The organism is Martelella sp., assembly GCF_984369615.1.
In genome coordinates this window covers 1-25,495 of the sequence record NZ_CFHTCS010000004.1, presented here as the reverse complement: position 1 = coordinate 25,495, position 25,495 = coordinate 1, and the positions used below count along the sequence as shown (strand labels likewise).

Below are 25,495 nucleotides of genomic sequence, written 5' to 3'. Positions count from 1 at the left end.
CAAAATTCCGCTGCCCGATGTTTCATTTCGCGATGAAACGATCTAAATGAAGCGCGGGCGCCGGAAATGGCGCCCGACATTGAAATCCGGGCCACTAGGAATACCCCCATGGCAGATGCCTTGAAAATCGGCGTCGCCGGTCTCGGGACCGTCGGCGCCTCGCTTGTGCGTATCATTCACGACCGGCAGGAAAGCCTCGCGGTTTCCTGCGGGCGCGCCATCGACATCACAGCCGTATCGGCGCGCAGCCGCGACAAGGACCGCGGCATCGACCTTTCCGGCGCGACATGGTTCGATGATCCGGTTGAGATGGCGAAGAGCGGCGATATCGAGGTTCTGGTCGAACTGATCGGCGGAGCAGACGGCGCGGCGCGCGCGGCCGTCGAGGCCGCGCTTGCCCGCGGCGTCCATGTGGTCACCGCCAACAAGGCGCTTCTGGCCGAAAGCGGCGTGGCGCTTGCTGCAGCCGCCGAGGAGAAGGGCCTGTTGCTGAATTTCGAGGCAGCGGTTGCCGGCGGCATCCCGGTGATCAAGGCGATGCGCGAATCGCTGACCGGCAACACGATTTCGCGCGTCTATGGCATCATGAACGGTACCTGTAACTACATCCTGACGCGGATGGAGAAGGAGGGGCTTTCCTTCGAGGACTGCCTGCAGGAGGCGCAGCGTCTCGGCTATGCCGAGGCCGATCCGACCTTCGACATCGAAGGCAACGACACTGCCCACAAGCTTGCCATCATGACCGCGCTTGCCTTCGGCTGCGAGATTTCCTGCGATGACATCTATCTCGAGGGGATTTCCAATATCACCCAGGAGGATATCCGGGCAGCCTCCGAGCTTGGCTACCGGATCAAGCTTCTGGGCGTTGCGCAGCGCACCGAGGGCGGCATCGAGCAGCGGGTTCATCCGACCATGGTGCCGCATGATACCGTGATCGCCCAGGTCGACGGCGTCACCAATGCGGTCGCGATCGAGAGCGATATTCTCGGCGACCTGCTGATGGTCGGCCCCGGCGCCGGCGGCGATGCGACGGCTTCCGCCGTGCTCGGCGATATCGCCGATATCGCCAAGTCGCGTCCCGGCATCCAGACGGTTGCGGCCCTCGGCCGTCCGGCAAAATCGCTGGCGCCCTACAGGAAGGCGCGCATGCGCAGCCATGAGGGCGGCTATTTCATCCGCCTGCGCGTTGTCGACCGCATCGGCGTCATCGCCGCGATTGCCCGCCGCATGGCCGACAACCAGATCTCGCTCGAATCGATCGTCCAGCACTCGGCCAATGGCGGCGGCGATGCCCCCACCAAGACGATCATCATGGTCACCCATGCGACGACCGAACTTTCCGTCCGCAATGCGGTCTCGGCGATGGAAAGCGACGGCTACATCGTCGGCAAGCCGCAGGTGATCCGCATCGAAAAGCCGTAAGGCCTTTTGCTGCGGGTCGTTCCCTCGCATGCGGTTGCGTGCTCCATCCGGCGGACGGGGTTTGCGCCCGTCCGTCGGCAATTTTCACGATTTTCTCTCCTGATCTTCCCTCTCCGGTTGAAGTATGCAATCATGCGCGCCGCGTGGTCTCGTTCATGACGGGTTCACCCGACGTGAACTACACGTCTGGCTGGTGTTTCGGAAGACCATCGCAAGGAACGGGCAGTCGGGAGATTGGAATTTGAGATTTGATAGCGCTATCAGAGCCTATGGAGAGCCGGGCAGGCGGGACGACGGAAAGAAGGCAAAGCGCTGGGCCCGCCTGCGCCGCAGGCGCAGCCCCGGGCTTGCCCTGATCGTGCTGGCGGGGTTCGTCTTCTGGGGCGGGCTGGTTGCCCTTCTTGTAGGGGTTCTTTGAAGGCAGCCGGTCCGCCCGGGGCGCGGAACGGCAAGCGCTCGTGGCGTGCGCGCGCCGCTTGCAAGGGCATCCAAGTTATTTCATGACATTGCGGTCTGATTGGCGCTAAACAGGGGCGAGTGCAATCCTTGGAAGAGCGAGGCCAGATGACTGACAATCCCGCCAGCCGCAAAGCAAGACAGCGCGCCTTTCTCGGCGTCGAGCGGTCCGCGCGCGGCCTGCGCTGGGTTCCGCGGCTGGGGGCGGCCGGCGAGAACCGGGCTCTTGCCATGGCGCAGGGTCACGGCATGTCGGAACTGGTTGCGCGGGTGCTGGCAGGCCGCGATGTTCCGGTTGCGGAAGCTGCGGAATTCCTCGATCCGACGCTGCGCCAGCTGATGCCGGACCCTTTCGCGCTGACCGATTGCGAGGCAGCCGCCGCGCGGCTTGTCGAAGCCATCCGGCGGGGCGAGAAGGTCGCGATTTTCGGCGACTATGACGTCGACGGCGCCTGTTCCTCGGCGCTCGTCTACAAGTTTCTCGGCGCCTTCGGCATCGATGCCGAAATCTACATTCCCGACCGCATCTTCGAAGGCTATGGTCCCAATCCGCAGGCGATCGGCGCGCTGATCGATGGCGGAGCGCAACTCATCGTCACCGTCGACTGCGGCTCGACCAGCCATGAGTCCCTTGCCGTCGCGCGCGCGCGCGGCATCGATGTCGTGGTCATCGACCACCACCAGATCGGCGTCGACCTTCCCGAATGCGCCGCGTTGGTCAACCCGAACCGCGAGGATGATCTTTCCGGCCAGGGGCATCTGTGCGCGGCAGGCGTCGTCTTTCTCGTGCTCGTCGCCGCCTTGCGGGCGCTGCGCCAGGCGGGCGACATGCGGGCGGGCCGCGTCGACCTGCTCGCATGGCTCGACATCGTCGCCCTTGCGACCGTGTGCGACGTTGTCCCGCTCAAGGGGCTGAACCGGGCCTATGTGGTCAAGGGTCTGGTCGTGGCGCGGGCGCTGTCCAATCCCGGCCTTGCGGCGCTCTTCCGGCGGGCGGGGCTTGCGGGCCCGGTCACGCCCTATCATTTCGGCTTCCTGATCGGCCCGCGGATCAATGCCGGCGGCCGCATCGGCGATGCCGCGCTCGGCAGCCGGCTGCTGACCGTCGCCGATCCGGACGAGGCTGAAGCGATCGCCGAACGGCTCGACCAGCTCAACCGCGAGCGCCAGGCGATCGAGGCGGCGATGCTGGAAGAGGCGGAGGCGGACGCCATCGCCGAATTCGGGACCGGCGAAGGCGTCGGCGTCATCGTGACCGCGCGGGAAGGCTGGCATCCGGGCATTGTCGGCCTGCTCGCCTCGCGGCTGAAGGACCGCTTCGCGCGTCCGGCCTTCGCCATCGCCTTTGATGCAAACGGCAAGGGTACGGGTTCCGGCCGCTCCATCGCGGGCTTCGATCTCGGCCGCATGGTGCGCGCGGCGGTGGAAGAGGGGCTTCTGGTCAAGGGCGGCGGGCACGCCATGGCCGCCGGCCTCACGGTGCGCCGCGAGCGTCTGTCGGCGCTCAGGGCGTTTTTCGAGGAGCGCGCGCGTGATGCCGTGGAGGCGCTGACGGCTGATGCCGAACTGAAGATCGACGGCGCGCTCAATGCCTCCGGCGCCACGCTCGATCTGATCGACCGGCTGGAGGCCGCCGGACCATATGGCTCCGGCCATCCCCAGCCGATCTTCGCCGTGCCCGACCACAAGCTGCGCGATGCGCGCGTAATCGGCGCCGGCGGCCATGTGAAGGTGACGCTGGAAAGCGCCGAGGGCGCCCATCTTGACGGGATCGCCTTCCGCGCCGCCGACAAGCCGCTCGGCGAGGCGCTTCTTTCGGCGCGGGGACGCCGGCTCAGCATTGCCGGCGCGCTGTCGGGCGACTATTTCCAGGGGCGGCGGCGGGTCCAGATCCGCATCGTCGATTCGTCCCTGCCTGTCTGAGAACTGGAAAGCCGCAGAGCAGTTCCGCCTGTCAGGAAACGCGAAAGCGCACTCTCTCTTTGTCTTGACGCATTTTCGCGGGCGTCAGATGTTTCCATCTGGCCGCGAAATCCTCTGTCGGCGGCTGCGGATCAGCGTCACCATGAAACGCCAGCTGACCTCGACCGCGCCGGCCTCGACAGCGATCGCGCGGCGCGTCATCGGCACATCGTAGTGTTCCTTGGCCGTTCCCGGATACTGAACCCAGCGGCGCTCCATGCCGATCAGTTCGGCCATGGCGTGCAGTTCCTCGCTGGTGTCGGCCAGCATGTGGCACATCATCATGCCCTTGAAGGGCCATTTCATATCGTCGACATAGACGGCCATGGCGGCTTTCGGGTGGCGTTGGCATTGAGCCGGTCGTGATAGCCGAAATCCGCCGCTTGTCAAACCAGGCGCTCGGATCAGGCCTGCCCTTCTTCTTCGTCCCTTGCCGGATTGAAGCTCTGCCGGACGTGCAGATGGCGGTGGGGTTCGGCCTGGCCTTCATGGGCGTGCATCGCGCCCCCGGTCGCCACCGGCACCACGGAGAGCGCGCCGTGGGCGATGCCGCGCTCGAGGAACAGTTTCTGCGCGGCAGCGCCCACCTCGCCGAGCTTGCCTCGCGTCACCTCGATCTCGAGCGCGGTCGAATGGTCGAGCGGGACGGAAACCGCGGCCACATGGCGGTCATGGGCGTCGAGCCGGCGTTTCGCGAGCCGGGTCGCGAGACTGCGCGCGGTCTGGTCCACCGTATAGGAGACGACGCCGATGCAATCGGCATCGTCCGGTCCGTTCTTGAGGTCCAGCATGGCGCGGCGGACGAGATCGCGAATGGCCTCGGAACGGTTCTGCGCGCCGCTTTCGTTCATATAGTGGTCCAGCGCGTCGGCGATGTCATCGGACAGGGTGATCGTGATGCGCTTCATGGGCCGCCTCCGTTTCCGTCTAGGGCGCTTCCGCTCTTCTTCGAATCGCGAAAGCTCTCTATCCCTTTGTTTTTGCGCGTTTCCGAACGGAAAACCGGTATCCGCTTTTCCTGGAACCGCTTTATTCAAGCCAATAGCAGCAACAGGCGCAAATCAAAAAGAAACGGCGTCGATCGGTGGCGTGAGGACCGTCCGCACCCGAAGGACTTCAAAAGGCCGGAAACATGTCCTGCCCGAGGCCGGGCCTTGCCGGCCGTGGTCGGGAAACGGCGTGCCGGGGCCGTCGGCAACCCGGAAGGGGCCTGCAGGGCAGACCCCTCCATATGCGCCGACGCGATCAGGCCTTGTCGACGGCGAAGCCGCTCAGCATGCGCCAGTCGGCGGGCAGCATCCGGCGTTCGCCGGTGACTTCGACGCGGGCCTTCAGCTTGATATCGCCGCTGGAGGCGCCGACCATCAGCGTGAAGAAGCCGGGTTCGACGATGCGGCAGCCCTCGTAGCCGGTGAAGTTCAGCATGTCCGTCGGCACCTCGAAGGTCACGCGGGCGCTTGCACCGGGCTTGAGCGCAAGCTTGCCGAAGGCCTTCAGCTCCTTGACCGGACGCACCAGCGTGGCGATCTCGTCGCGGACGTAGAGCTGCGGCACGGCGACGCCGTCACGCTCGCCGACATTCTTGACCATAAACGACAGATGCACGGTGCCCGTCTCGATATCGACGGTTTCGCTCTCCAGCCTCAAATCGGAAAATTCGAAATCGGTGTAGGAGAGGCCGTGGCCGAAGGGGTAACGGCTGCCGAAATGACGGGCGATCGGCGTGCCCGAGCTCTTGAAGCTGTGATTGTAGAAATAGGGCGCCGCGCCGACATTGTGCGGGATCGACAGCGTCAGGCGTCCCGACGGTTCCACCGCGCCGGTCAACACGCTTGCCAGCGCCGTGCCGCCTTCCTGGCCGGAGAAGAAGGTCATTACCTGCGCCGCGATCTTCTCTTCCGCGCCGCCGAGATTGTAGGGCCGGCCGGAGGAGATGACGACGATGACCGGCTTGCCGGTCTCGATCACGGCATAAAGGAGCTTCTGCTGCACGCCGGGCAGTTCCAGCGTGTCGGCATCGGAGCCTTCGCCGACAGTGCCGGTCTGGAAGATGCCGGACAGGTCGCCGACGCAGACGATGGCGACATCGGCGTTCTTCGCCGCTTCCACCGCGCTCGGGATCATGTCCAGCCGGGAGGAGAGCGAGGAGGCCTGTTCCAGCGAGGTGCTGTCGTCAACATCGCCGGGGAAGACCGGGGCGCCCGCCTTGCGCTCGTCGAGAATGTTGCAGCCGCGGGCATAGATGACGTTTTCCGCGCCGAGCTTCGCCCTCAGACCGGCAAGCGGCGTGACGACGCTTTCGACCTCTTCCTGGGCCTCGTTGTGGATCAGATGAACCGGGAAGGCATAATCGCCGAGAAGAGCGAGCGGGTCGTCCGCCGTCGGGCCGATGACGGCGACCTTCTTGCCGGGGCTAAGCGGCAGGATGCCGTTATTGTCGAGAATGGTGACGGATTCCTCCGCCGTCTGCCGCGCGACGTCGACGGCCTCCCTGCGCTGGAGCACGATCCTGCCATCGTCCGCATAGGGGTTTTCGAACAGTCCGAGACGGAATTTCTCGCGCAATACCCGGGCGGCGATTTCGTCGATCTTTGCTGGCGTGATCAGCCCGCGCGAAAGCGCCTCCTTCAGGTCCTTGGCGCAGTCGTCGCCGGGAAGCTCGACATCCAGACCGGCGTTGAAGGAGAGGGCGGCCGCTTCCGCGCGGTTCTCGGCAATGCCGTGATGCTGGTAGAGCAGGCTGACGCCGACATAATCTGCGACGACAAGGCCGTCAAAGCCCCAGTCCTCGCGCAGCACCCTGGTCATCAGGTGGTGCGAGGCATGCACCGGCTCGCCGTCGATATCATGGTAGGCGGGCATGACGGAGCCGGCATTGGCAAGCTTCACCGCCATTTCGAACGGCAGCATGAACATGTCGTTGAGTTCGCGCCAGCCCATATGCACGGGGGCGTGGTTGCGGCCGCCCTCGCTGGCGGAATGGCCGGCGTAATGCTTCAGCGTCGCCAGAACGCCGCGATCCTCGCCCTGCAGGCCTTTGACATAGGCCGTGGCGATGACGCCGGTGAGGTAGGGGTCTTCGCCGATGCTTTCCTCCGTGCGGCCCCAGCGGGCGTCGCGGGCGACATCGAGCACGGGGGCGAGCCCCTGGTGACAACCGATGGCGCGGGCTTCCCGGCCGATTTCCGCGCCCACCTTCTCGATCAGGCCCGGGTTGAACGTCGCACCGAAGGAGAGCGAGGAGGGAAACAGCGTCGCGCCCTTGATCATCAGCCCGGAGAGGCATTCCTCATGCGACATGACCGGGATGCCGAGCCGTGTTTCCTCGACCATGAACTTCTGCAGCGCGTTCAGCGCCCGCACGCCCTCCGCAGCATCGATGCTGCGGGTGCCGAGAGGCCGGGTGACCTGTCCGAGACCGGAGGACAGCATGCTTTTGAGCGTCTCGGGATCGGAGGAACCGGTGAACTGGTCGGAGCGCGTCCGGTGGTTGCCGTCTTCTTCAAGGAAGAGCCAGACGGCATGCATCTGGCCGATTTTCTCCTCGATCGTCATGCGGGCGAGGAGATCCGCGACACGTGCCTCGATCGGCTGCGAGGGGTCTTTGTACAGGCAATTGCTTGCGACGGTGTTCATCATTCAAATTCCGTATTTCGTGTTCAGACAGCGTCGGTCGAGCCCAGTTCATGCGGGCCGGGCACGCTTGGCAGGTAGGCAAGCGCCTCGCCCTCGGCATCGAAAAGATGGCAGGCCGCCGGCTTGACGAAGAAGGCCATCGGCTTTTCCGGAACCTTCAGCACATCCTCGGCGACCTTGGCGATCATCGGCTTTTCCGTGCTCTCGTTGAGATAGAGATGGCTGTACTCGCCGAAATTCTCGACGGCGCGCACCTTGCGGCGGATCACCTGATCGCCGGCGTCGTCCTCGGCCGGATGCATGTGCTCGGGGCGGATGCCGAGCGTCAGTTCGGCGCCTTTCGAAAGGCCTTCTGTCGACACCGGCACGCGCAAGGTCTCGCCGGTCTCGAGCTTCACCCTGGCGCCGTCTTCATCGGCGCCTTCGAGCCTCACCTTGAGGAAATTCATCGACGGCGAGCCGAGAAAGCCTGCCGCAAAGAGATTGGCCGGGCGATGGTAGAGCTCGAGCGGCGCCCCGACCTGGGCGATGCTGCCTTTCCTGGCAACGTCCGGACCGGCGCGCAAGAGCACGATCCTGTCGGCAAGCGCCATGGCTTCCGTCTGGTCGTGGGTCACGTAGATCATGCTGGCTTCGGGATAGTCGCGGTGCAGATTGGCGATTTCGGAACGCATATGAACGCGCAGCGCCGCATCGAGGTTCGACAGCGGTTCGTCGAACAGGAAGACGGCGGGCTGGCGGACGATGGCGCGGCCGATGGCGACGCGCTGGCGCTGGCCGCCGGAGAGCTGCTTGGGGCGGCGGTCGAGCAGCGGCTCGATCTGCAGCATGCGGGCAGCCTCGTTGACGCGCCTTTCGATGTCGGCCTTCGGCGTCTTCGCCTGTTTCAGCCCGAAGGCCATGTTCTCATAAACGCTCATATGCGGGTAGAGCGCGTAATTCTGGAACACCATCGCCACGCGGCGTTCCGCCGGCGGCACGTCGTTCATGATCTCGCCGCCGATTGCAAGATCGCCTTCGGTGATCTCCTCGATACCGGCGATCATGCGCAAAAGCGTGGACTTGCCGCAGCCTGACGGCCCGAGGAAGACGCAGAACTGGCCGTCTTCGATGTTGAGGTTGATGTCGTGCAGGACGGTGAGCTTGCCGAAGCGCTTTTCGACGTTTTCGAGAAGGATCTGTGTCATTGTTGGTACTCCGGTTCCATCAGCCCTTGAGCGAGCCGGCCATCATGCCGTTGACGATCTTTTCCTGGCCGATGGCGTAGACGATGATCAAGGGCAGGGCGGAAAGGGTGACGACGGCCATGATGGCGGGGACATTCGATGCGTACTGGCCCTGGAAGTCCCAGACCGCCAGCGGCAGCGTGCGTTTGTCGGTCGAGGACGTCAGCACATAGGCGAAGACGAACTCGTTCCACAGCATGATCCCGTTATAGATCGCGACCGTGGAAATGCCGGGACCGGCGAGCGGCAGGAAAATCTTCCAGTAGATCTTGAACGGGCCGCAGCCGTCGAGCATGGCGGCTTCCTCGAGCTCCTTCGGCACCTGGCGCATGAATTCCGTCAGGATGAACACGGAGATCGGCAGGCTGATGGCCACATAGGGGCCGATCAGGCCGGCCGGCGTGTCGTAGAGCCCCATGGAGCGGGTCATCAGGTAGACCGGCACCAGCGTGACGTGCAGCGGAACGATCATGCCGGCGACGATGAGGGCGAACAGGCTGTCGGAAAACTTGAATTTCAGCCGCGCCAGCGCATAGGCCGCCATCGAGGACAGCAGGATGATGATGACGACCGAGGTCGAGATCACGAACAGGCTGTTCCTCAGATAGATCAGGAAGGAACCCTCGAGCACCTCGATATAGTTGGAAAGGTTGAAGCTCTCCGGCAGCGCCCAGACCGGGTTGACGAAGGTTTCCTGCTGCGTCTTCAGGCTCATGAAGGCGACGAAGATGAAGGGGAGCGTGGTGACGGCCAGCCAGAAGGTGCCGAGCACCGGAATGGCGACGCGTCCGACCTTGAAGCCTTGTTTCTTTTTCATCGGATCAGACCTCCGTCTCGAACCGTTTGGACAGGCGGAAGGCGACTGCCGCGATCACGGTGATGATGATGAACATGGCGGCGGCGACCGTGGTGCCGTAACCGAGCTCGAAGGAGGCGAAGACCTGCTTGTACATATAGCTTGCCATCACCTGCGAGGCGTTTTCCGGCCCGCCCTCGGTCATGACGTAGATGAGGTCGAAATAGCGCATCGAGCCGATGGTCGCGAGCAGCACGGCGGTGCGGAACGTGCCCTGAAGATGCGGCAGTTTCAGACGCCAGAAGATGGTGGTCTGCGACGCGCCGTCGAGCCTTGCGGCCTCGGTGATCTCGCGCGGGAAGGAGGCGAGGCCGGCCAGGAACAGCACCATGTAGAAAGGAATGTTCTGCCACAAGACGACGGCGATGACGGAGCCCAGCGCATAGCGCGGATCGCCGAGCCAGTCATGCGCCCAGCCGTAAAGCCCCATGGCGTCGAGAATGGAATTGATCGGGCCGAAATTCGGGTCGTAGATGTTCTTGAACAACACGCCGAGCGCGACCGAGGACATCAGGAGCGGAATGAAATAGAGGATCTTGAGGATCCGCGAGCCCTTGCTGGCCTCGTCCAGAACGACCGCCAGAACCAGGGCGATCGGCAACTGGATGACGATCGAGAACAGCGCCAGCAGGATGTTGTTCCAGGCCGAATGCCAGAACACGCCGTCATGGAGAAGGCGGACCCAGTTGTCGAGGCCGACGAAAACGGCCGTATCGCCGAGCCCGTTCCAGTTGACGAAGGACAGCCGGAAGCTGGAGACGAGGGGGTAGAGCAGGTAGACGGCCAGAAAGATGACCGCCGGCGTCATGAAGACGAAGGGTGCCGCGCGCTGGGCCAGCACCCATTTCTTCCGCTGCCTTTGCCGGTCGGCAGCCGTCCGCGTTAGGGCCGTGGACATGTCTTATCCTTTCTCTCGCACGTTTCCCGGTCAATGCGGAAAATCGGCACAAGCAGCATGACGGCCGCCGCCGGTAGGGGCGGCGGCCGATGCGGGGCGCGTGCGGATCACGAACGCCTCGGGAGGTTTGGGAGATGGGCGCCGCGCAGGCCTTACTGCCGGGCCTCGGCCTGGGCCGCCTGTTCCATTTCGGCGGCTGCCTCTTCCGGCGTGATCGACAGGCCGAAGAGCTGCTGGACCGTGTCCTTGTGGACTTCGCCAAGGGCCGGCGGCAGTTCCTGATCGTACCAAAGCTGAACGCTGCCGGCCTCGCCGACGACTTCCAGGACCTTGTTCAGGAAGGGGTCCTCGGTGGTGATGCCCTTCAGCGGCATCACGCGCTGGTCGGCAAGGCGGGCGGCGGCCGCATCGTCATTGGTGAGGTAGGTCAGAAGTTCGAAGGCCTTGTCCTTATAGGGGCAGGCGGAGGCGATGCTGACATAATTGTCGCCGAGCGTGCCGATCACGTTGGACGGATCGCCCTTACCATCGGGCACCGAGGGGAAGGTGAAGAAGTCGACCTTTTCGGCGAATTCCGGATTCTCGTTGCGGATGGTGGCCATTTCCCAGCTGCCCATCAGCTCCATGGCGGCGCGATCGGCGTAAAGCAGGCGACGCGAACCGCCGACGTCATAGTCGAGACCGTTGTAGCCGCGGGCAAACGCGTCGGCCTCGACGAGCTCCTGAAGCCGCTCGCCGGCCTCGATGAAGACCGGATCCTCGAAGGAACCGCCTTCTTCACGCGCTGCCGCCTTGCGGAAGGCTTCCGGGCCGCCGACGCGGTCTGCGAGCAGCACGAAGTACATGGACCCCGGCCACTTGTTCTTGTTGGCAAGCGCGAAGGGGGCGATGTTGTTCTCGTTCAGGACGTTGATGACGTTCATCAGTTCGTCCCAGGTCTCCGGCGGCGTCAGGTCGAGCTCGTCGAAAATCTCGGTATTGTAGAAGATCACGGCCACGGCGGTGTTTTCAGCCGGCAGGCCGTAGATATTGTCGTTGAAGGTCACCGGGCCGAAGCTTGCCGGCACGAAGCGGTCCTTGAATTCCGGGTTGGCGTCGAGATAGGGCGTCAGGTCGACGACCTGATCGGAATCGACATATTCCTTCAGCGGGCCGCCGCCCCAGGAGGCGAAGATGCAAGGGGGCTCGTTGGCGCCGAAAGCGATCTTCAGCTTGGTCTTGTAGGCGTCGTTGGCAAAGTGCGAATCCTCGACGACATAGCCGGGGTTGGCCTCCTCGAAACGGTCCATCGCGTCACGGACGATGCCGGCCGTGGTTGTGTCCGAACGCAGGTCCCAGGACGTGATCGTCTTGGTTTCCTGGGCCTGGGCCGCAAGCGGAACCAGAGCGGCAACGGCGGCAGACCCCAGAAGACGGGTGAAGGTTCTGGACGGTTTGAATTGCATTGTGTCCTCCCATGCAAGACAAGTTGTAAATCTTACGATATGAGGTACGTTACCGGTAACGATACGATGTGTCAATCAGGTTTCGCTATCTGTAAACAAGCGACGGTTTTCCGATGTGGAATCAGCCGCGCGAGCGAGCAGAGCGAAGGGCCGATGGCACGGCTCGTGCGTTCGTGTCGCTATTGTGACGGAACTGTGCTAATCGAAACCTTTGCCCGGCCGAGCGCCGGGGAAAGCTGCAAGGGGAATAAGGCGTTGATCGTTCAGGTATCTTCAGCCGATGCCGCGCGCGCGACGCCGTTGAGGCGCGACTGAGGGCGCGACGGGGGATCGCATTTTGGCGGTGAAGAAGCGGGCGGCCACGCTGGCCGAAATTGCAAAAGTCGCGGGCGTCTCGCGGATGACGGCGTCGCGCGCGCTCAACAACCAGCCGGGCGTTTCGGCCGAGACGCGCGAGGATATCCTGCGCATCGCCGACGAGATGGGCTATTCGGTCAATCCCTTTGCCCAGAAGCTTTCCAATGGCCGCTCGCGAATCATCGGGGTGATGGCCGAACTCCATGCGCCCTTTACCAGCGACATCGTGCTCGGCATCAGCGGCGCGGCGAAAAGCGCCGGCTACGAGGCGCTCGTCTATTCGCTGCCCGACCGCGACAGCACCGCGCCGAGCAGCGTGGCAAGCCTCTTGCAGCAGATTGCCGGCGGCATCATCGCCATCCTGCCTTACGAGGCGAGCTATCTGGAGCAGATCGCCAGCGAAGCATTACCGGTGGTGACGATCGATACGCTTTATGACGATCCGCCCTTTCCCTCGGTCGACGGCGACAGCTATCAGGGCGCGCGGCTTGCCGTGCGCCACCTCGCCGATCTCGGCCATCGGCGCATCGGCTTCATTTCCGGCGACAACCGCCTGCGTTCCGCGCGCGAGCGTCTGGCGGGTTATCGCGATGCCGTTGCCCAGTTCGGCCTCGACCGCGATCCGGACCTCGTCGTCGATGGCGACTTCCTGCAAAAGAGCGGCTTCGATGCGGCAAAGCGGCTTCTGGCGTTGAAACACCGGCCGACGGCGATTTTCGCCGCCAACGACATCAGCGCGCTCGGCGCCAGCCAGGCGCTCAGGGAGAAGGGGTTGCGGATTCCCGAAGACATATCGCTGATCGGCTTCGATGATATCGCCATCGCCCAGCAGATGCATCCGCCGCTGACGACGATCCGCCAGCCGCTGCGCCAGATCGGCCGCTCGGCGATGAACACGCTTCTGGCTCGGATCGGCGGGCTCGATGCGCCGAGCAACCGGATCACGCTGCCGACCGAACTGATCGTCCGCCAGTCGACCGCCGCGCCGCGCCGGTAAGGCGCGGGCCGCTCCGGGGCTCGTCTTCGCTGCCTGAACGCGCGCCGTCCCGGACTGTGCAAATTGCCGCCGCCAAGCCGCCACACTATTGGTTTTTATTGAGAAAATCGCAGGAACAAATTGCCGGTTTTTTGGTTCTTGAGTGACAGATGTCGGCTTTTGCCGGCAATGGCGGAAAACGAGACGAGGAAAAAAACATGTCCAAGCTTGCCACATATTGGAGCATCCCCGTGCATGTGCTGACGGCGAATGGCGATGCCGTCACGATCGAAGGTCCCGAGGAGGCCGCGGATTTCCTGCGGGATCATTGCCACAAGAAGGAAGGCCGGCATTATCTGAGCGCCTCCGGCCTCTGCGCCGAAGCCGCCGCCCACAACGGCAAGCTGGAAGTTTCCCGCGAGGCCTTTATCTCGGCCATGCTGGAGGCGGGTCTCATGCAGCCGGCTCCGCGCGGCGGTGATGCGAAAGCGATGCGAACGACCGCGCCATCCGCCGGCAGTTTTGCCTGATTCTTCAGCGTCGAAGCCTTCATCGAACGCCCGCCGTCCAATGTTCAGGAGGGCGGGCCTCATTTTGCCTGTCCGGTCGCGGCCCGGAGTGCCGGAAACGGTTCCGCCTACCGCAGGATCTGGAAGAAGATCGCGGAAACGGCGGCAATACCTGTTGCCGTGACGAATACATTGCTGACGCGCCCCTTGTACCTGGCCATGGCGGGAACCCGGTGGATGGCGTACATGGGCAGCAAGAACAAGATCGCCGCAATCAGGGGCCCGATGAGCGTCTCGATAAGTCCGAGAATTGAGGGATTGACGATCGCAACGATCCAGACGCTCAGTATGAAGAACAGGACTATGAAAATATTGAGCTTCCTCGAATTTGTTTCGAAACCCATATTGCGGGCCTGCTGGTTTATGATGCCGCGCATTCCTTCCCGCGCGCCGAGATAGTGGCCGAAAAACGAGCTCACGATTGCGGCGAAAGACACGACCGGCCCCAGAAACGAAATGACCGGATTGTCGAACGCGTTCGCGAAGAAGGAGAGGATCGAAATATTCTGTCTTTTCGCCTCGATGAACTGTTCCGGCGTCAGGCACATGATGCATGAAAAGACAAAGAACATGACGAACACCAGAAGCATGGACGCCGTGACCCTGAGAATGGCATCGCTTTTCCTGACGGCGTTCGAACCATGATCGCGCCGCTGCAGCTGGGCAAAGCTGGATATTGCCGGGCTGTGATTGAAGGAAAAAACGAGCACCGGAAGCGTAAGCCAGATCGTAACGAGAAAGTCCTTCGCTGACGGAACTTCAAACACAACGGCATAATTCCACCTCGGAATAAGGTAGATGGAGAGGCCGAAGAGAATGACGATCAGCGGGTAGACAAGAAACTCCGTGACCTTGAGCATGACATTTTCGCCAGCCATCATCACGCTCATCATCAACAGAATAAGCGACAGGGACAGAAGCCAGCGGGGCGGGGGCTGAAGCTGCATCTGGTTGACGATGAAACTGTCAACCGTATTCGTGATGCCGACGCCGTAGATAAGCACGATCGGATATATCGCGAAGAAGTAGAGGACCGTTATCAGGTTGCCGGCAACCAGGCCGAAGTGCTCCTCGACAACATCCGTAATGTCGGACGTCGCGACGCGCGATGAAAGGACAAACCTGGCAAGGGCGCGGTGCGAAAGATAGACCATCGGTCCGATCAGGATCGTCACGGCGAGCAATGGCCAGAAACCCGATTGCCCGGCGGTGATCGGCAGGAACAGAATGCCTGCGCCCACCGCCGTTCCGAAAAGGCTGATACACCAGAGCGTGTCCTTGTGTTCCCAAGAGACAGCTCCCGAGGGTGTGATCGGCTTTTCTTCCGTGCTCGGTTCGGCTTCGATGGTCATGGTCCGGGTCTCCTTTCGTCCGCGGCCTCTTCGACAGGTTGAATGAACCCGTGCGATCGGCCCTCTTCTGGTGGTTGACCCTGGTCGTTGCCCTCGGCTGTCGAAGATGATCCATGAGGTTCGCGACGGCCGAGAAAGGCGTCGTCACCAGAACAACAGCAGCCGGCGGTATCGGGCTGGCTCACGTGAGATATTTCCGGCCAGCTCCTGTTTTTTTTCGATCCGCCGGAGCCGCTTCTTCTCCAGATATGCGGCAAATCGAAGGCAACCGCGCAAGCCGGCCGAACGACGCAGCGCTCAGGCTTTCCGGTTCGTGCTTGTGGCGGACTGGATCGGGTCCGGCATTTCAGGCTTCTGCGTGCAGACGTCGCAAATGCATTCATAGTTGCGGCCCCCGAGCCTGTTGAGACGTCGGGGCGAGCGCCGATGGCGGGGATGAACAGACCCTGGACCCGTCATCGCAGCAAGCCGCAGGCGCCCGCCCTCGACGCGTTCGAAGGGCGGGCTTTTTCATGAGCGGTCAGGTCACGAGGCTCTGGCCGCCATCAACCCAGATCGGGGTTCCGGTAACATGGCTCGCCTTGTCTGAGGCGAGAAACGAGACGACGGCGGCAATATCCTCGGCCGAGCCGGCTTTGTCGTTCGTCAGCGGTATGTGTGCTTCTGCGCCGATGCCGCTTTTCTCGGCGTTGCGAATTTCGGTGTTGTCACCGATCTCCGTATCGATTGCGCCCGGACAGATGGCGTTGATGCGGATTCTCGCCTGGCCGAGTTCCGGCGCGAGTTGCTGAACCATTGCCAGTTGCGCGGCCTTGGTCGCCGAGTAGGCGGTGGCGCCGGGAGAGGTGAACTTGCGCGTGCCGTTGATCGAGGAAATGACGGTGATGGAGCCGCCGCCCGCCTTTTTGAGATAGGGAACCGTTGCCCTGATGGTCAGGAAGGTGCCCCGCAGGTTGACGGCGATCGTCTTGTCGAAATCGGCCGGGTCAAGCTCGTCGACGGGAGCCCAGACGCCGTTGATGCCGGCATTGGCGACCACCGCGTCGAGCCGGCCATGGGCGGAGACCAGCTCATCGAGCGCCGCGCTCAATTCTTCGGCGCTGGTCACGTCCGCCGAAAGCGAAAGCGCGGTGCCGCCTTCCGCCCTGATTGCGTCGACGGTTTCCTGGTTCTCCTCGGGCGTGTGCCCGAGAACGCCAACGGCCATGCGATCGGCCGCTAGGGCGAGTGCCGAAGCGCGGCCGATGCCGGACCCCGCGCCCGTCACGAGTGCCACCTTCTGTGTCATGTCTGTAACTCCGGATGATTGGACCGATGCCCGATCAACTGCCGGAGTGATGTTTTGGTTCCCGCCTGCGGGTCAGGATGCCGCGAGGCGGAGAAGCCTTTCAGCCCGTGCCGCGATGGCTTCGCCGTCGAGCGCGCGGCGGCGGTATTCGTAGTTGTCCTGTTCCTTGCCCATGAAGACACGGGGATTTCGGAACTGCATCGGACTTTCGCGGTAACCGGTCGCGCCGAAATGGAAGTCGATGGCGTCGGGTCTGACCGGTCCGTCAAACAGCAGGTGCGGGTCCGGATCGCCGCAGACCATGACGATGATGCGTCCGTCTGCGTGGCCGATCATGGCTTTGAGGACGCCAAGACCATCCTGCGCATTGCTGCACTGGCCGGAGGACAGTACCCGGTCGACGCCGGCCGCGATCAGGTCGTCGATCGCTTCCTCTGGATCGCGGGTCATGTCGAAGGCGCGGTGGCAGGTGACGCCCATGGGACGGGCGGCCGCGACGGCCTTTTTCATGCGCGCGATATCGATGCGGCCATCCTCAGTGAGGAAGCCGATGACCACGCCATCGGCGCCTTCTGTCTTCGCCGCCGCGATATCCTCCAGGATCGCCTCGAATTCAGCCTCGGTGTAGAGAAAATCGCCGCCGCGCGGGCGGATGATGACAAAGACCGGAATGGCGCATCGCGCCTTGGCCAGGCGGATCTGGGCAATGCTCGGGGTGATCCCGCCCTCCGAAAGCGCTGCGCAAAGCTCCACCCGGTCAGCGCCTGCCTGCTCCGCCGCAAGCGCTTCCTCAAACCCTTCGACGCAGATCTCGATCATGGCCATCGTCCGGGCCCCTCAGCAACAGCCGCAACGCGTGAGGAAGGGTTCCTCGAAGGGACGTCGCCCCACCTCCATTGCCGTGCCGCCGAGATAGCAGGCAACCGGCTGGAGGATGCGTTTGCCCGGCCGTTTCTCGCCGCGCACGTCGGAGAAGATGAAATCCGCCTCGCAATCATCGAGCACGGAGATATCGGCGGGCGCGCCGACGCCGAGATGGCCAAGGTCGGGCCGGCGGATCGAAAGAGCAGGGCGGCTCGTCGACATGCCGATCACGTCGGGGAGGGATAGGCCGCAATTATAGAGCTTGCTCATGACGTGAAGCAGATCATAGCCCGGTCCCTCGACGGCGACGACATGGACATCGGAGGAAATGATGTCCGGCAGAAAGTTCTGCCGGATCGCCGGTTCCGCCGTTTCGTAGGAAAATGCGCCCATGCCGTGGGCGATATCGAAGAGCACGCCGCGTTTGCGCGCGGCGGTGATTTCGGGGAGGATTTCGCCGTCTTCCGTGAGCGCCGAATTGGGCGAGGGGCGGTAGCAATGGGTGAGAATATCGCCGGGCCGGAGCATCGAGACGACAGCGGCATAGCTTGGCGGCGGACCGCCGATATGGGTCATCAGCGGCAGGCCGACCTTGTCGGCGGCTTCCAGCGCCAGTTCCAGCGCGCCGAGCGCCAGTTCGCCGGTGGCCGGTCCGCCGATACGCACCTTGACGCCGATGATCCTGTCGCGGTTTGCCTCGATCTTCGCCACGCAGCGATCGACGGGCAGCATTTCGCGCAGCGTTGCCTCGCCGATGAACAGCCCCTTGTCGAAGCCGAAAATGCCGGGAAAGGAAATGTTGAGAAAGGCTAGGATGCGATAGGGGGATTTGGCCATCACATAGTCGCGGAAGCCGTCATAATTGCCGGCGCCCGCGCTGCCGGCATCCACCAGTGTGGTGATTGCCGAGCGGCGCGCGATCATGTCCGGATCGACGCTGAGCGAGGTTGCCTTGTGATAGACATGGGTGTGGAGATCGATCAGGCCGGGAGCGACGATCCTGCCTTTGACATCGTGAACCGATCTTGCGCCGGCGACGGGTATACCCGCTGCGACGGCGGCGATCTTGCCGTCGCTGACGGCCACGTCAAAAAAGCCGTCAAGGCCGTTTCGCTCATCGATCACGCGCCCGCCTTTCAGGATAAGGTCATAGGCGGCAGGCGCTGCGGATGCTGTCATTTCATGGGACTCCATATCGTGCCCGCCAATTGCTGGTGGCGGATCGTTCTTGTTCGTTCGTGCTGCTCGGATCCTATAGCGGCTTGTAGGCGACGGCCTCGATCTCGACGAGAATGTTGATCATCAGCTTCGCCTCGCTTGTGGTGCGCGCCGGGAACTTGCCGGGCGTGAAGAAGGCCGAATAGGCCTTGTTGAAGCGGCCAAAATGGCGGGCGTCATGCAGCCATGCGGTGGTCTTGCAGATATCGGACATTGCGCAGCCGGCAAGCCGCAGCGCCTTTTCGATGTTCTTCATCACCTGCGTCGTTTGCGCCTCGATGTCATGGGCAGCGATGGAGCCGTCATCCATGACCGGCACCTGGCCGGAGACGAACACGAAATCGCCGGCGCGGACGGCGGGGCTCAGGGGGGCGGCGCTCGGCGAGGTCTCGGTTGCGTGAAAATGTTCGATTGTGGACATCTTGTGTTTTCCTTTGTCTTTTGGGTCTCAACCCTTCACCGCGCCGCCGGAAAGCCCGGTGATCATATGGCGCTGCAGCCACATGAAGACGATGGCGACGGGAATGGTGGCAACGAAGGTGGCCGCCATCACATGATGCCATTCGACCTGGTAACGGCCGGAGGAGAGCGCCGCGATCTTGAGCGGCAGGGTGTAATGTTCGGATGAGCGCAGGATGGCGAGCGCAAGCGCGTATTCGTTCCAGGCGCCGATGAAGGTGAAGATCGCCGTGACCGCAACGGCGGGGGCTGCCATGGGCACGAAGACCGTGCGGATGGCGTGGAAGGCGGACGCGCCCTCGAGCCAGGCGGCGTGTTCCAGTTCCGCCGGGATGGAGGCGAAATAGGAGCGCAGCATCCAGACGGCGAACGCGATGTGGAAGCAGCAGTAAAGGACGGAGAGCGCGACCAGCGAATCGAGTGCGCCGATGCCGACCACAAGCCGGAATAGCCCGATCACCAGCACGACCGGAGAAAACATCTGGGTGATCAGCAGGAAGGTCTGGAAGGCCGTCTTGCCCTTGAAGTCGAGCCTCACCATGGCATAGGCGGCGGGAACCGAAACGACGATCGTCAGCACGGTCGTCACGACGCCGACCACCAGCGAGTTCATCAGGGCCGTGCCGAAATCGACCGTCTGCCACATGTCCACAAAGTTTTCCCAGGCAAAACGGCTGGGGATCCATTGCGTGTCGCCGGACACCACCTCGTCGGCCGGCGTCAGAGCGGTGGAAATCATCACCGCAAAGGGGAAGAGATTGATCAGCAGCAGCGGCGAAAGGACGATCCAGTAGATCAGCGAGCGTCGTCTGTCAGGCATTGGCCGGATCCTTTGAAACAAGCCGCAGGTAAAGCGCCGCGAAAGCCAGAAGGAAGACGAACATCAGGAGCGATACGACGGAAGCCTCGCCGAGCTTTCCGTATTTGAAGGCGATCTTGTAGAGATAGGTCACCAGAATGTCGGTGGAGTTCGCCGGCCCGCCCTCGGTCAGGATCCAGATGATCGGGAAAGAGTTGAAGACGTAGATCACGTTGAGCACGATCGCGATGTTCACGTAAGGCTGCATCATCGGCACGGTGATGGTCCTGAAGCAGTGCCAGTGGGAGGCGCCTTCCATGCGCGCGGCCTCGTAGAGGTCGCCCGGAAGCGAGGAGAGACCGCCGAGGAAGATCGTCGTCGTGAACGGGATCGAGACGATGATACCGATCAGGATCATGACGGTGAAGGCCGTCGAGCCGCTGGCAAGCCAGACGACGGGACCGTCGATGATGCCGAGCTGTTCCAGCAGGTGGTTGAGGTAGCCGGTCTCGCCGTTGAGCGCCCAGCGCCAGACCACGGTCAGCAGCGACAGCGATACCGACCAGGGCAGCATGATGATGACGCGGGCAATGGCGCGACCGTGGAACTTCTCGTTCAGGATCAGCGCGATGCCGGCGGCGCAGATCAGCGTTCCGCCGACAACCAGCAGCGTCCACCAGACCGAGCGGATGGCTGCCTCCTGAAACAGGGTGTCCGAGAAAACCGCTTCGAAATTGGCGAAGTCATTGAGGCCGGTCACCTTGCCGAAGCGGGTGACCTTGCGCAGCGATGTCTGGATCAGTTCCCAGACCGGATAGATGATGATGAAGGCGGAGAGGACGAGGCCGGGCAGGATGAACAGCACCGGCACCATCCTTTTCCGCCAGGCCGCGAAAGGCCCGGCTTCATATTCGGCGGTGGCCGCAATGCCAGCGCCGTTCACCCTGTCCGGATTGGGGGCGGAGCGTTGTGAAGAACCTGGCATTGCGGGCCGCCTTACTCGAGAATGTCGTTGACCCGGGTTTCGATATCGGCGAGCGCCGCATCCGGTTCCATCTGGCCGAGATAGGTTGCCTGAAGGTCGGTGATCGTGCTGTCGGCGATTTCTTCCCAGCCTGCGACGAGGGGCGCGAAATGGGCGCCGGCGAGAAGATCGGTGAAGACCTTCAGATCTTCATTGTCGGCAAACATCGGCATGGCTGCCTCTTTCTTGTTCACCGGCAGGAAGCCTTCGGCCTCGTCGAACTTGACGCGCTGGTCGGTGGTGAACAGGAAGTCGAGGAAGGCCCAGGCCTCGTCCTTCACGTCGGAGTTCTCGAACATCACGATCGAGTCGGTGACGCCATAGGTGGCCGATGTCGTGCCGGCGGGAACCTTGGCGAGGCCGTAATCGAGATCCGGCGCCTGCTCCTTGAGCTGGTTGGAAAGGAACGGACCGGTGATAACCATGCCGAGCTTGCCCTGCTTGAACAGGTTCTCGATGTCGGCGCGCTGGTAATCGGTGACCCCCGGCTGGGTAAGCCCCTCGTTGATGAGCGTCATGTAGATGTCCATGGCCTTGGCACCGGCCTCGGTGTTGACGCCGGAAAGACCGTCCTCGGTCAGGATCGTGCCGCCATAGCTCCACATCGGGTAGTAGAAATAGACGTCCGTCTCCGTGCTCTTGCCCTGGATGCCGTAGGCAAAGACGCCATCCTTGCCGAGCGCCTTGATCGCTCTCGAGGCTTCGATTAGCTCGTCCCAGGTAGCCGGCGGCTCGGCGTAGCCGGCCTCTTCGAGCAGGCCCTTGTTGTAGAACATGGCGCGGGCGGAGGCGGCGATCGGCAGGCCGAACGTGGTGCCGTCGACGACCGAGGGCGTCAGGAAGGTTTCGAAGAACCGGCCCTTGAAGGCGTCGTCCATATAGTCGTCGAGCGGTTCGATCACCTCCTGCTCGGCATAATCGAGGATCCAGCGCGTGCCGATGACGGCGAGGTCGGCGTTCACGCCGCCGGAAATGTCGGTCACCAGTTTCTGCTGCAGGTTTGCCCAGGGCACCATTTCGAGTTCGATCGTGGTGTCGGGATTTTCCGCCATGAACGCGTCGGCCGCCTGCTGGAAATAGGGCATGGTCTTCGACGAATATTCCGGAATGGTGACCCGCACCGTATCGGCGGAAGCCGCGCCGGCGGAGATCATGGCAAGCGAGGATGCGGCAAGCGCAAGGCGCACTGCGCGCGGCAGTGCCTTTCTGGTCTGATGCATAATTGTTCTCCAGTTGGTCCCGGCTTTGCTGCCGGTGTTCCCCTACGATCGGAAGCGTATGCCGAAGTTTCCAAATGCGTCAATGCAAAAAATACAAATAAGTGCAAATTCCCATATTGCGCAAACTGAAGTGCCGTGTAAGCTTTTCTAAAAACAATTGACCGACCAGACGGGACAATAATGAAGAGACTGAAGACGGGAACAGAAAGACCGGACTATCGTGCCTTGTTTGCCTATACATGGGACGTTGCGGACTGGAGCGACGACGCGTTTGTCGAGGAAATGCATCGGCTTGGCATGAATACGCTGACGCTCGCGGCCGCCTATCACGCAGGCAAGTTCACACGCCCCAAAGGCAAGGGATCGAAGATATTCTTTCCGCAGGACGGGCATGTCCATTTTCGCGCGCGGCGCGGGAGTTACGGCCGCATCGCCCCGGATACAGGCGATCTGGCGCGCGAGAATGACATATTCGAGCGGTTTTCGGCGCGTGGCGACATCGCGCTCAATGCCTGGACGGTGCTCCTGCACAACAGTCATCTCGGCATGAAATTCCCCGATTGCACGGTCGAGAATGCCTTTGGCGACCGCTATCCCTATGCGCTGTGTCCGTCTCATCCGGATGTCCGGGAATATGCCGTCAATCTGTGCCGCGAGATTGCCGAAGATCCGGGCGTCAGCGGGCTGTCGCTGGAGACGCCCGGCTTTCTGCCGTTCCGCCACGGCTATCATCACGAATTTGCATTGCTCGGGTCAATGCCGGGCACAGAAAACTACCTGGGGCTTTGTTTTTGCGCAAAATGCGCAAAAAATGCGCAAAGTGCTGATGTTGATTTCGACGGGCTTAAGGATCGTGTTCAAAGCCGTATCCGCCTTGCTCTGGAGGCGGATTACGAACCGGACCCGGATGCCAACCGGGCGCGTTTTGAGGGCGATCTCGTCACTGACCCGGATCTGTCAAACTTTCTGAAGATGCGCTGCGATGTCGTCACCGCGCTGGTGGAAGAGGTTCGCGCCGCCGTGCGCGGTGATGCCGCCGTCTACATCATCCCCTCGGTCAACCAGCCGCTCGGTCTATCCTATCTGGAAGGGTCTGACCTTGCCGCGCTCTCGAAGGCGGCCGACGGGCTGGAGGTCTGTTTCTATCGACCGCCCCGGCAAACGGCGCTGACCGAATATGATGAGATCCGTCTGCGCTGCGGGCCTGAGGCTTCGATCCGCGCCGTGTTGCGCCCCGCCGCCCCCGATTATCTTGAGGAGGGCGGGTTTGCCGCAACCGTTGCCGCGCTGGCTGACGCCGGCGTCGATGGCTTTGGTTTCTACAATTACGGACATGTGCGCCGGAGCGGTCTCGAATGGGCCGGGCGTGCCATGAATGCCTATAAAAACGGGGAACTGACATGAAGAGACTGGAAGGGCGCGTCGCGCTCGTCACCGGCGGCGTCGGCGGTATCGGCACGGCCGTCGTCAAGGATTTTCTGGCCGAGGGCGCCAAGGTCATCATTGCCGATATCAAGCAGGATGCCGTCGATGAAGCTGTGGCGACCTATAAGGCCGAGGGCTTTTCCGTCGCCGGTGCCGCCGCCAGCATCACCGATATCGATGCGCTGCAGGCCGCCGTCGATGCCGGCGTGGCCGAACTCGGTCCGGTCGATATCGTGGTCGCCAATGCCAATACCGGCGGCGCCACGACCACGCTCGACAAGACCTCGCCCGAGCGTTTCCGCCAGGACGTCGCCGATAATCTCGCCGGCCAGTACAACACGGTGCGGGTCGTGATCGAGGGTATGAAGGCGAAGAAGCACGGCGCGATCGTCATCGTCGGCTCGGTCAACGGTCTCGCAACCTTCGGCCAGCCGGCCTACAGCGCCGCCAAGGCGGGCCTCGTCTCGCTTGCGCGGACGATGGCAACGGAATATGGCGCGCATAATATCCGCGCCAATATCGTCTGCCCCGGCACGGTGCAGACGCCCGCCTGGGACCATCGCATCGCCCGCAAGCCCGATGTGCTGGACGGCCTGAAGAAGTGGTATCCGCTGCTGCGCGTTGCCCAGCCCGTCGACGTCGCCAAGGCGATCACCTTTCTGGCGTCCGACGATGCGGGATTCATCTCCGGCGTCACGCTGCCCGTCGATGGCGGGCTGATGGCCGGCAATCTTGCGATGTCGCGCGAACTGACCCTGGAGGACCAATAGGATGGCCGATCTCGTCCTCAACCAGATCAACAAGCAGTATGGCGACAACCAGGTCCTGTTCGACATCGACCTCAGAATTCCCGATGGCGAGTTCGTCGTCCTCGTCGGGCCGTCCGGCTGCGGAAAGTCGACGCTTCTGCGCATGATCGCGGGGCTTGAGGACATCTCCTATGGCGATCTCCTGATCGGCGGGCACCGGTCCAATGCCGTGCCGCCGCAGCGGCGCAACATTGCCATGGTGTTCCAGTCCTATGCGCTATTCCCGCACATGACTGTGCGTGACAACATTGCCTACGGTCCGAAACTGCGCGGCGAAAAGCCGGACGAGATCGCCGCCAAGATCGAACGCGCCGCCGAGATCCTGAACCTTGAACCCTATCTGGAACGCTATCCGCGCCAGCTTTCCGGCGGTCAGCGCCAGCGCGTCGCCATGGGCCGCGCCGTGGTGCGCGAACCCTCGCTGTTTCTCTTCGACGAGCCGCTCTCCAACCTCGATGCCCAGTTGCGCGTGCAGATGCGCACAGAGATCAAGGCGCTGCACAAGAAGGTCGGCCGGACCTCGATCTATGTGACCCACGACCAGATCGAGGCGATGACGCTCGCCGACCGGATCGTGGTGATGAATGGCGGCCATATCGAGCAGATCGGCACGCCGCTTGAGCTTTACGACCGGCCGGAAACCCTGTTTGTCGCCAGCTTCATCGGTTCGCCGTCGATGAACCTGCTGGAGGCCACCGTGGCCTCGTCCGATGGCGGACCCGTGGCTGTCCTCGACGACACGGTCTCCCTGCCGTTGCCGGAAACCGTCAATGCCGAGGTTGGCGAGACGATAAAGGTCGGTATCCGTCCGGAAAATGTCGAGCTTGCCGATTTTGGCGCGGGCCTGCCGCTGGTTGTCGACCTGATCGAGCAGACAGGGGCTGATACTTACGTCTACGGAAAGATCGCCGGTCAGGCGGTCGTTGCGCTTTTCCGCTGGCGTCTGGAGGCCGAATCCGGTTCAACGCTCTATGTCAAGCCGCAGGCTGGCAAGGAGCATTGTTTCGATTTGACCACCGGAAAGCGTATCTGATGGGCATGTGGCCCCAATGGCCGAAAAAGGACTGAACCATTGAAGACCGAAGACCTCGATACGCCCGTTCCCCTCGTTGATCTTGCAATCGTCGATGCCAATCTGAAGCGGATGCAGGACTACTGCGACGAACACGGCATTGCGCTTCGCCCGCATATCAAGACCCACAAGAGCGTCAAGCTGACCGAGCGCCAGCTTGCG

At 62.7% G+C, this 25,495-nt stretch carries 23 protein-coding genes; 8 read left to right on the top strand and 15 right to left on the bottom strand.

The window, feature by feature from the left end; translation table 11 throughout:
• Positions 1-108 precede the first annotated feature (108 nt).
• The 3 genes from AC5DC2_RS00885 to recJ all read left to right on the top strand — a co-directional run bounded on the left by AC5DC2_RS00885 (position 109) and on the right by recJ (position 3,801).
• Positions 109-1,422: a homoserine dehydrogenase gene (locus AC5DC2_RS00885; protein WP_491697154.1), complete on the top strand. Its 1,314-nt coding sequence runs from the start codon at positions 109-111 to the stop codon at positions 1,420-1,422.
• A 241-nt stretch (positions 1,423-1,663) separates the two neighbouring features.
• Complete coding sequence (locus tag AC5DC2_RS00880) at positions 1,664-1,840, top strand: hypothetical protein (RefSeq protein ID WP_491697153.1); 177 nt, start codon at positions 1,664-1,666, stop codon at positions 1,838-1,840.
• Between the two features lie 146 nt (positions 1,841-1,986).
• Positions 1,987-3,801, top strand: a complete 1,815-nt coding sequence (gene recJ, locus AC5DC2_RS00875; RefSeq protein ID WP_491697152.1) for a single-stranded-DNA-specific exonuclease RecJ — start codon at positions 1,987-1,989, stop codon at positions 3,799-3,801.
• An 84-nt stretch (positions 3,802-3,885) separates the two neighbouring features.
• On the opposite strand, the gene AC5DC2_RS00870 is transcribed toward recJ, so the two are convergent.
• The 7 genes from AC5DC2_RS00870 to AC5DC2_RS00840 all read right to left on the bottom strand — a co-directional run bounded on the left by AC5DC2_RS00870 (position 3,886) and on the right by AC5DC2_RS00840 (position 11,901).
• Positions 3,886-4,167, bottom strand: a complete 282-nt coding sequence (locus AC5DC2_RS00870) for a DUF4031 domain-containing protein (protein WP_491697151.1) — start codon at positions 4,165-4,167, stop codon at positions 3,886-3,888.
• A gap of 77 nt (positions 4,168-4,244) precedes the next feature.
• Positions 4,245-4,748 (bottom strand): nickel-responsive transcriptional regulator NikR, encoded by a 504-nt coding sequence (gene nikR / locus AC5DC2_RS00865; RefSeq protein ID WP_024707538.1) that lies wholly within the window; start codon positions 4,746-4,748, stop codon positions 4,245-4,247.
• A 337-nt stretch (positions 4,749-5,085) separates the two neighbouring features.
• Positions 5,086-7,479, bottom strand: coding sequence for a glycoside hydrolase family 3 N-terminal domain-containing protein (locus AC5DC2_RS00860; protein WP_491697150.1), 2,394 nt, complete (start codon positions 7,477-7,479; stop codon positions 5,086-5,088).
• Positions 7,480-7,499: 20 nt separating this feature from the next.
• On the bottom strand, positions 7,500-8,663 hold the full coding sequence (locus AC5DC2_RS00855; protein ID WP_024707536.1) for an ABC transporter ATP-binding protein: 1,164 nt from the start codon (positions 8,661-8,663) through the stop codon (positions 7,500-7,502).
• Positions 8,664-8,682: 19 nt separating this feature from the next.
• On the bottom strand, positions 8,683-9,519 hold the full coding sequence (locus AC5DC2_RS00850) for a carbohydrate ABC transporter permease (RefSeq protein WP_024707535.1): 837 nt from the start codon (positions 9,517-9,519) through the stop codon (positions 8,683-8,685).
• A 4-nt stretch (positions 9,520-9,523) separates the two neighbouring features.
• On the bottom strand, positions 9,524-10,456 hold the full coding sequence (locus AC5DC2_RS00845; RefSeq protein WP_024707534.1) for a carbohydrate ABC transporter permease: 933 nt from the start codon (positions 10,454-10,456) through the stop codon (positions 9,524-9,526).
• 152 nt (positions 10,457-10,608) lie between these two features.
• A complete protein-coding gene (locus AC5DC2_RS00840; protein WP_491697149.1) occupies positions 10,609-11,901 on the bottom strand; it encodes an extracellular solute-binding protein in 1,293 nt (430 codons plus the stop codon).
• Between the two features lie 343 nt (positions 11,902-12,244).
• Between AC5DC2_RS00840 and AC5DC2_RS00835 the strand changes: the two genes are divergently transcribed.
• Both AC5DC2_RS00835 and AC5DC2_RS00830 read left to right on the top strand, forming a co-directional pair.
• Positions 12,245-13,255, top strand: a complete 1,011-nt coding sequence (locus tag AC5DC2_RS00835) for a LacI family DNA-binding transcriptional regulator (RefSeq protein ID WP_082781094.1) — start codon at positions 12,245-12,247, stop codon at positions 13,253-13,255.
• A gap of 197 nt (positions 13,256-13,452) precedes the next feature.
• Positions 13,453-13,764, top strand: coding sequence for a DUF982 domain-containing protein (locus AC5DC2_RS00830; protein WP_491697148.1), 312 nt, complete (start codon positions 13,453-13,455; stop codon positions 13,762-13,764).
• Between the two features lie 107 nt (positions 13,765-13,871).
• Here the strand turns inward: AC5DC2_RS00830 and AC5DC2_RS00825 are convergent, their stop codons facing one another.
• The 8 genes from AC5DC2_RS00825 to AC5DC2_RS00790 all read right to left on the bottom strand — a co-directional run bounded on the left by AC5DC2_RS00825 (position 13,872) and on the right by AC5DC2_RS00790 (position 22,027).
• Positions 13,872-15,155, bottom strand: a complete 1,284-nt coding sequence (locus AC5DC2_RS00825) for an aromatic amino acid transport family protein (protein ID WP_491697147.1) — start codon at positions 15,153-15,155, stop codon at positions 13,872-13,874.
• 520 nt (positions 15,156-15,675) lie between these two features.
• Positions 15,676-16,443, bottom strand: coding sequence for an SDR family oxidoreductase (locus AC5DC2_RS00820; protein ID WP_491697146.1), 768 nt, complete (start codon positions 16,441-16,443; stop codon positions 15,676-15,678).
• A 72-nt stretch (positions 16,444-16,515) separates the two neighbouring features.
• Positions 16,516-17,262: a copper homeostasis protein CutC gene (locus AC5DC2_RS00815; protein ID WP_491697145.1), complete on the bottom strand. Its 747-nt coding sequence runs from the start codon at positions 17,260-17,262 to the stop codon at positions 16,516-16,518.
• Positions 17,263-17,280: 18 nt separating this feature from the next.
• Positions 17,281-18,486 (bottom strand): amidohydrolase/deacetylase family metallohydrolase, encoded by a 1,206-nt coding sequence (locus AC5DC2_RS00810; protein ID WP_491697144.1) that lies wholly within the window; start codon positions 18,484-18,486, stop codon positions 17,281-17,283.
• A 73-nt stretch (positions 18,487-18,559) separates the two neighbouring features.
• Positions 18,560-18,946 carry a RidA family protein gene (locus AC5DC2_RS00805; protein ID WP_491697143.1) on the bottom strand — a complete coding sequence of 129 codons (387 nt, stop codon included), beginning with the start codon at positions 18,944-18,946 and terminating at the stop codon, positions 18,560-18,562.
• Positions 18,947-18,973: 27 nt separating this feature from the next.
• Complete coding sequence (locus AC5DC2_RS00800; RefSeq protein ID WP_491697142.1) at positions 18,974-19,804, bottom strand: carbohydrate ABC transporter permease; 831 nt, start codon at positions 19,802-19,804, stop codon at positions 18,974-18,976.
• On the bottom strand, positions 19,797-20,657 hold the full coding sequence (locus tag AC5DC2_RS00795; RefSeq protein ID WP_036238529.1) for a carbohydrate ABC transporter permease: 861 nt from the start codon (positions 20,655-20,657) through the stop codon (positions 19,797-19,799). The genes AC5DC2_RS00800 and AC5DC2_RS00795 overlap by 8 nt, the downstream gene beginning before the upstream one ends.
• A gap of 122 nt (positions 20,658-20,779) precedes the next feature.
• Complete coding sequence (locus AC5DC2_RS00790) at positions 20,780-22,027, bottom strand: ABC transporter substrate-binding protein (protein WP_491697141.1); 1,248 nt, start codon at positions 22,025-22,027, stop codon at positions 20,780-20,782.
• A 180-nt stretch (positions 22,028-22,207) separates the two neighbouring features.
• Between AC5DC2_RS00790 and AC5DC2_RS00785 the strand changes: the two genes are divergently transcribed.
• The 3 genes from AC5DC2_RS00785 to AC5DC2_RS00775 are packed head-to-tail and all read left to right on the top strand — an operon-like array spanning position 22,208 to position 25,294.
• A complete protein-coding gene (locus tag AC5DC2_RS00785) occupies positions 22,208-23,431 on the top strand; it encodes a hypothetical protein (protein ID WP_491697140.1) in 1,224 nt (407 codons plus the stop codon).
• The gene (locus tag AC5DC2_RS00780; protein ID WP_491697139.1) at positions 23,428-24,222 is read left to right on the top strand and encodes an SDR family oxidoreductase; all 795 of its coding nucleotides are present in this window, start codon (positions 23,428-23,430) and stop codon (positions 24,220-24,222) included. Before AC5DC2_RS00785 ends, AC5DC2_RS00780 begins: the two co-directional genes overlap by 4 nt.
• A 1-nt stretch (position 24,223) precedes the next feature.
• Positions 24,224-25,294 (top strand): ABC transporter ATP-binding protein, encoded by a 1,071-nt coding sequence (locus AC5DC2_RS00775; RefSeq protein ID WP_491697138.1) that lies wholly within the window; start codon positions 24,224-24,226, stop codon positions 25,292-25,294.
• Positions 25,295-25,495: the final 201 nt, after the last annotated feature.

Excerpts from the sequence above, each read along its gene's own strand:
- AC5DC2_RS00780 (WP_491697139.1), top strand. The coding sequence starts at position 23,428 with ATGAAGAGACTGGAAGGGCGCGTCGCGCTCGTCACCGGCGGCGTCGGC.
- AC5DC2_RS00775 (WP_491697138.1), top strand. The coding sequence starts at position 24,224 with ATGGCCGATCTCGTCCTCAACCAGATCAACAAGCAGTATGGCGACAAC.
- AC5DC2_RS00800 (WP_491697142.1), bottom strand. The coding sequence starts at position 19,804 with ATGCCTGACAGACGACGCTCGCTGATCTACTGGATCGTCCTTTCGCCG.
- AC5DC2_RS00810 (WP_491697144.1), bottom strand. The coding sequence starts at position 18,486 with ATGACAGCATCCGCAGCGCCTGCCGCCTATGACCTTATCCTGAAAGGC.
- AC5DC2_RS00785 (WP_491697140.1), top strand. The coding sequence starts at position 22,208 with ATGAAGAGACTGAAGACGGGAACAGAAAGACCGGACTATCGTGCCTTG.
- AC5DC2_RS00795 (WP_036238529.1), bottom strand. The coding sequence starts at position 20,657 with ATGGTGCCGGTGCTGTTCATCCTGCCCGGCCTCGTCCTCTCCGCCTTC.
- recJ (WP_491697152.1), top strand. The coding sequence starts at position 1,987 with ATGACTGACAATCCCGCCAGCCGCAAAGCAAGACAGCGCGCCTTTCTC.
- AC5DC2_RS00860 (WP_491697150.1), bottom strand. The coding sequence starts at position 7,479 with ATGATGAACACCGTCGCAAGCAATTGCCTGTACAAAGACCCCTCGCAG.
- AC5DC2_RS00845 (WP_024707534.1), bottom strand. The coding sequence starts at position 10,456 with ATGTCCACGGCCCTAACGCGGACGGCTGCCGACCGGCAAAGGCAGCGG.
- AC5DC2_RS00825 (WP_491697147.1), bottom strand. The coding sequence starts at position 15,155 with ATGACCATCGAAGCCGAACCGAGCACGGAAGAAAAGCCGATCACACCC.
- AC5DC2_RS00830 (WP_491697148.1), top strand. The coding sequence starts at position 13,453 with ATGTCCAAGCTTGCCACATATTGGAGCATCCCCGTGCATGTGCTGACG.
- AC5DC2_RS00790 (WP_491697141.1), bottom strand. The coding sequence starts at position 22,027 with ATGCATCAGACCAGAAAGGCACTGCCGCGCGCAGTGCGCCTTGCGCTT.
- AC5DC2_RS00870 (WP_491697151.1), bottom strand. The coding sequence starts at position 4,167 with ATGGCCGTCTATGTCGACGATATGAAATGGCCCTTCAAGGGCATGATG.
- AC5DC2_RS00805 (WP_491697143.1), bottom strand. The coding sequence starts at position 18,946 with ATGTCCACAATCGAACATTTTCACGCAACCGAGACCTCGCCGAGCGCC.
- AC5DC2_RS00855 (WP_024707536.1), bottom strand. The coding sequence starts at position 8,663 with ATGACACAGATCCTTCTCGAAAACGTCGAAAAGCGCTTCGGCAAGCTC.
- AC5DC2_RS00885 (WP_491697154.1), top strand. The coding sequence starts at position 109 with ATGGCAGATGCCTTGAAAATCGGCGTCGCCGGTCTCGGGACCGTCGGC.
- AC5DC2_RS00820 (WP_491697146.1), bottom strand. The coding sequence starts at position 16,443 with ATGACACAGAAGGTGGCACTCGTGACGGGCGCGGGGTCCGGCATCGGC.
- nikR (WP_024707538.1), bottom strand. The coding sequence starts at position 4,748 with ATGAAGCGCATCACGATCACCCTGTCCGATGACATCGCCGACGCGCTG.
- AC5DC2_RS00850 (WP_024707535.1), bottom strand. The coding sequence starts at position 9,519 with ATGAAAAAGAAACAAGGCTTCAAGGTCGGACGCGTCGCCATTCCGGTG.
- AC5DC2_RS00815 (WP_491697145.1), bottom strand. The coding sequence starts at position 17,262 with ATGATCGAGATCTGCGTCGAAGGGTTTGAGGAAGCGCTTGCGGCGGAG.
- AC5DC2_RS00840 (WP_491697149.1), bottom strand. The coding sequence starts at position 11,901 with ATGCAATTCAAACCGTCCAGAACCTTCACCCGTCTTCTGGGGTCTGCC.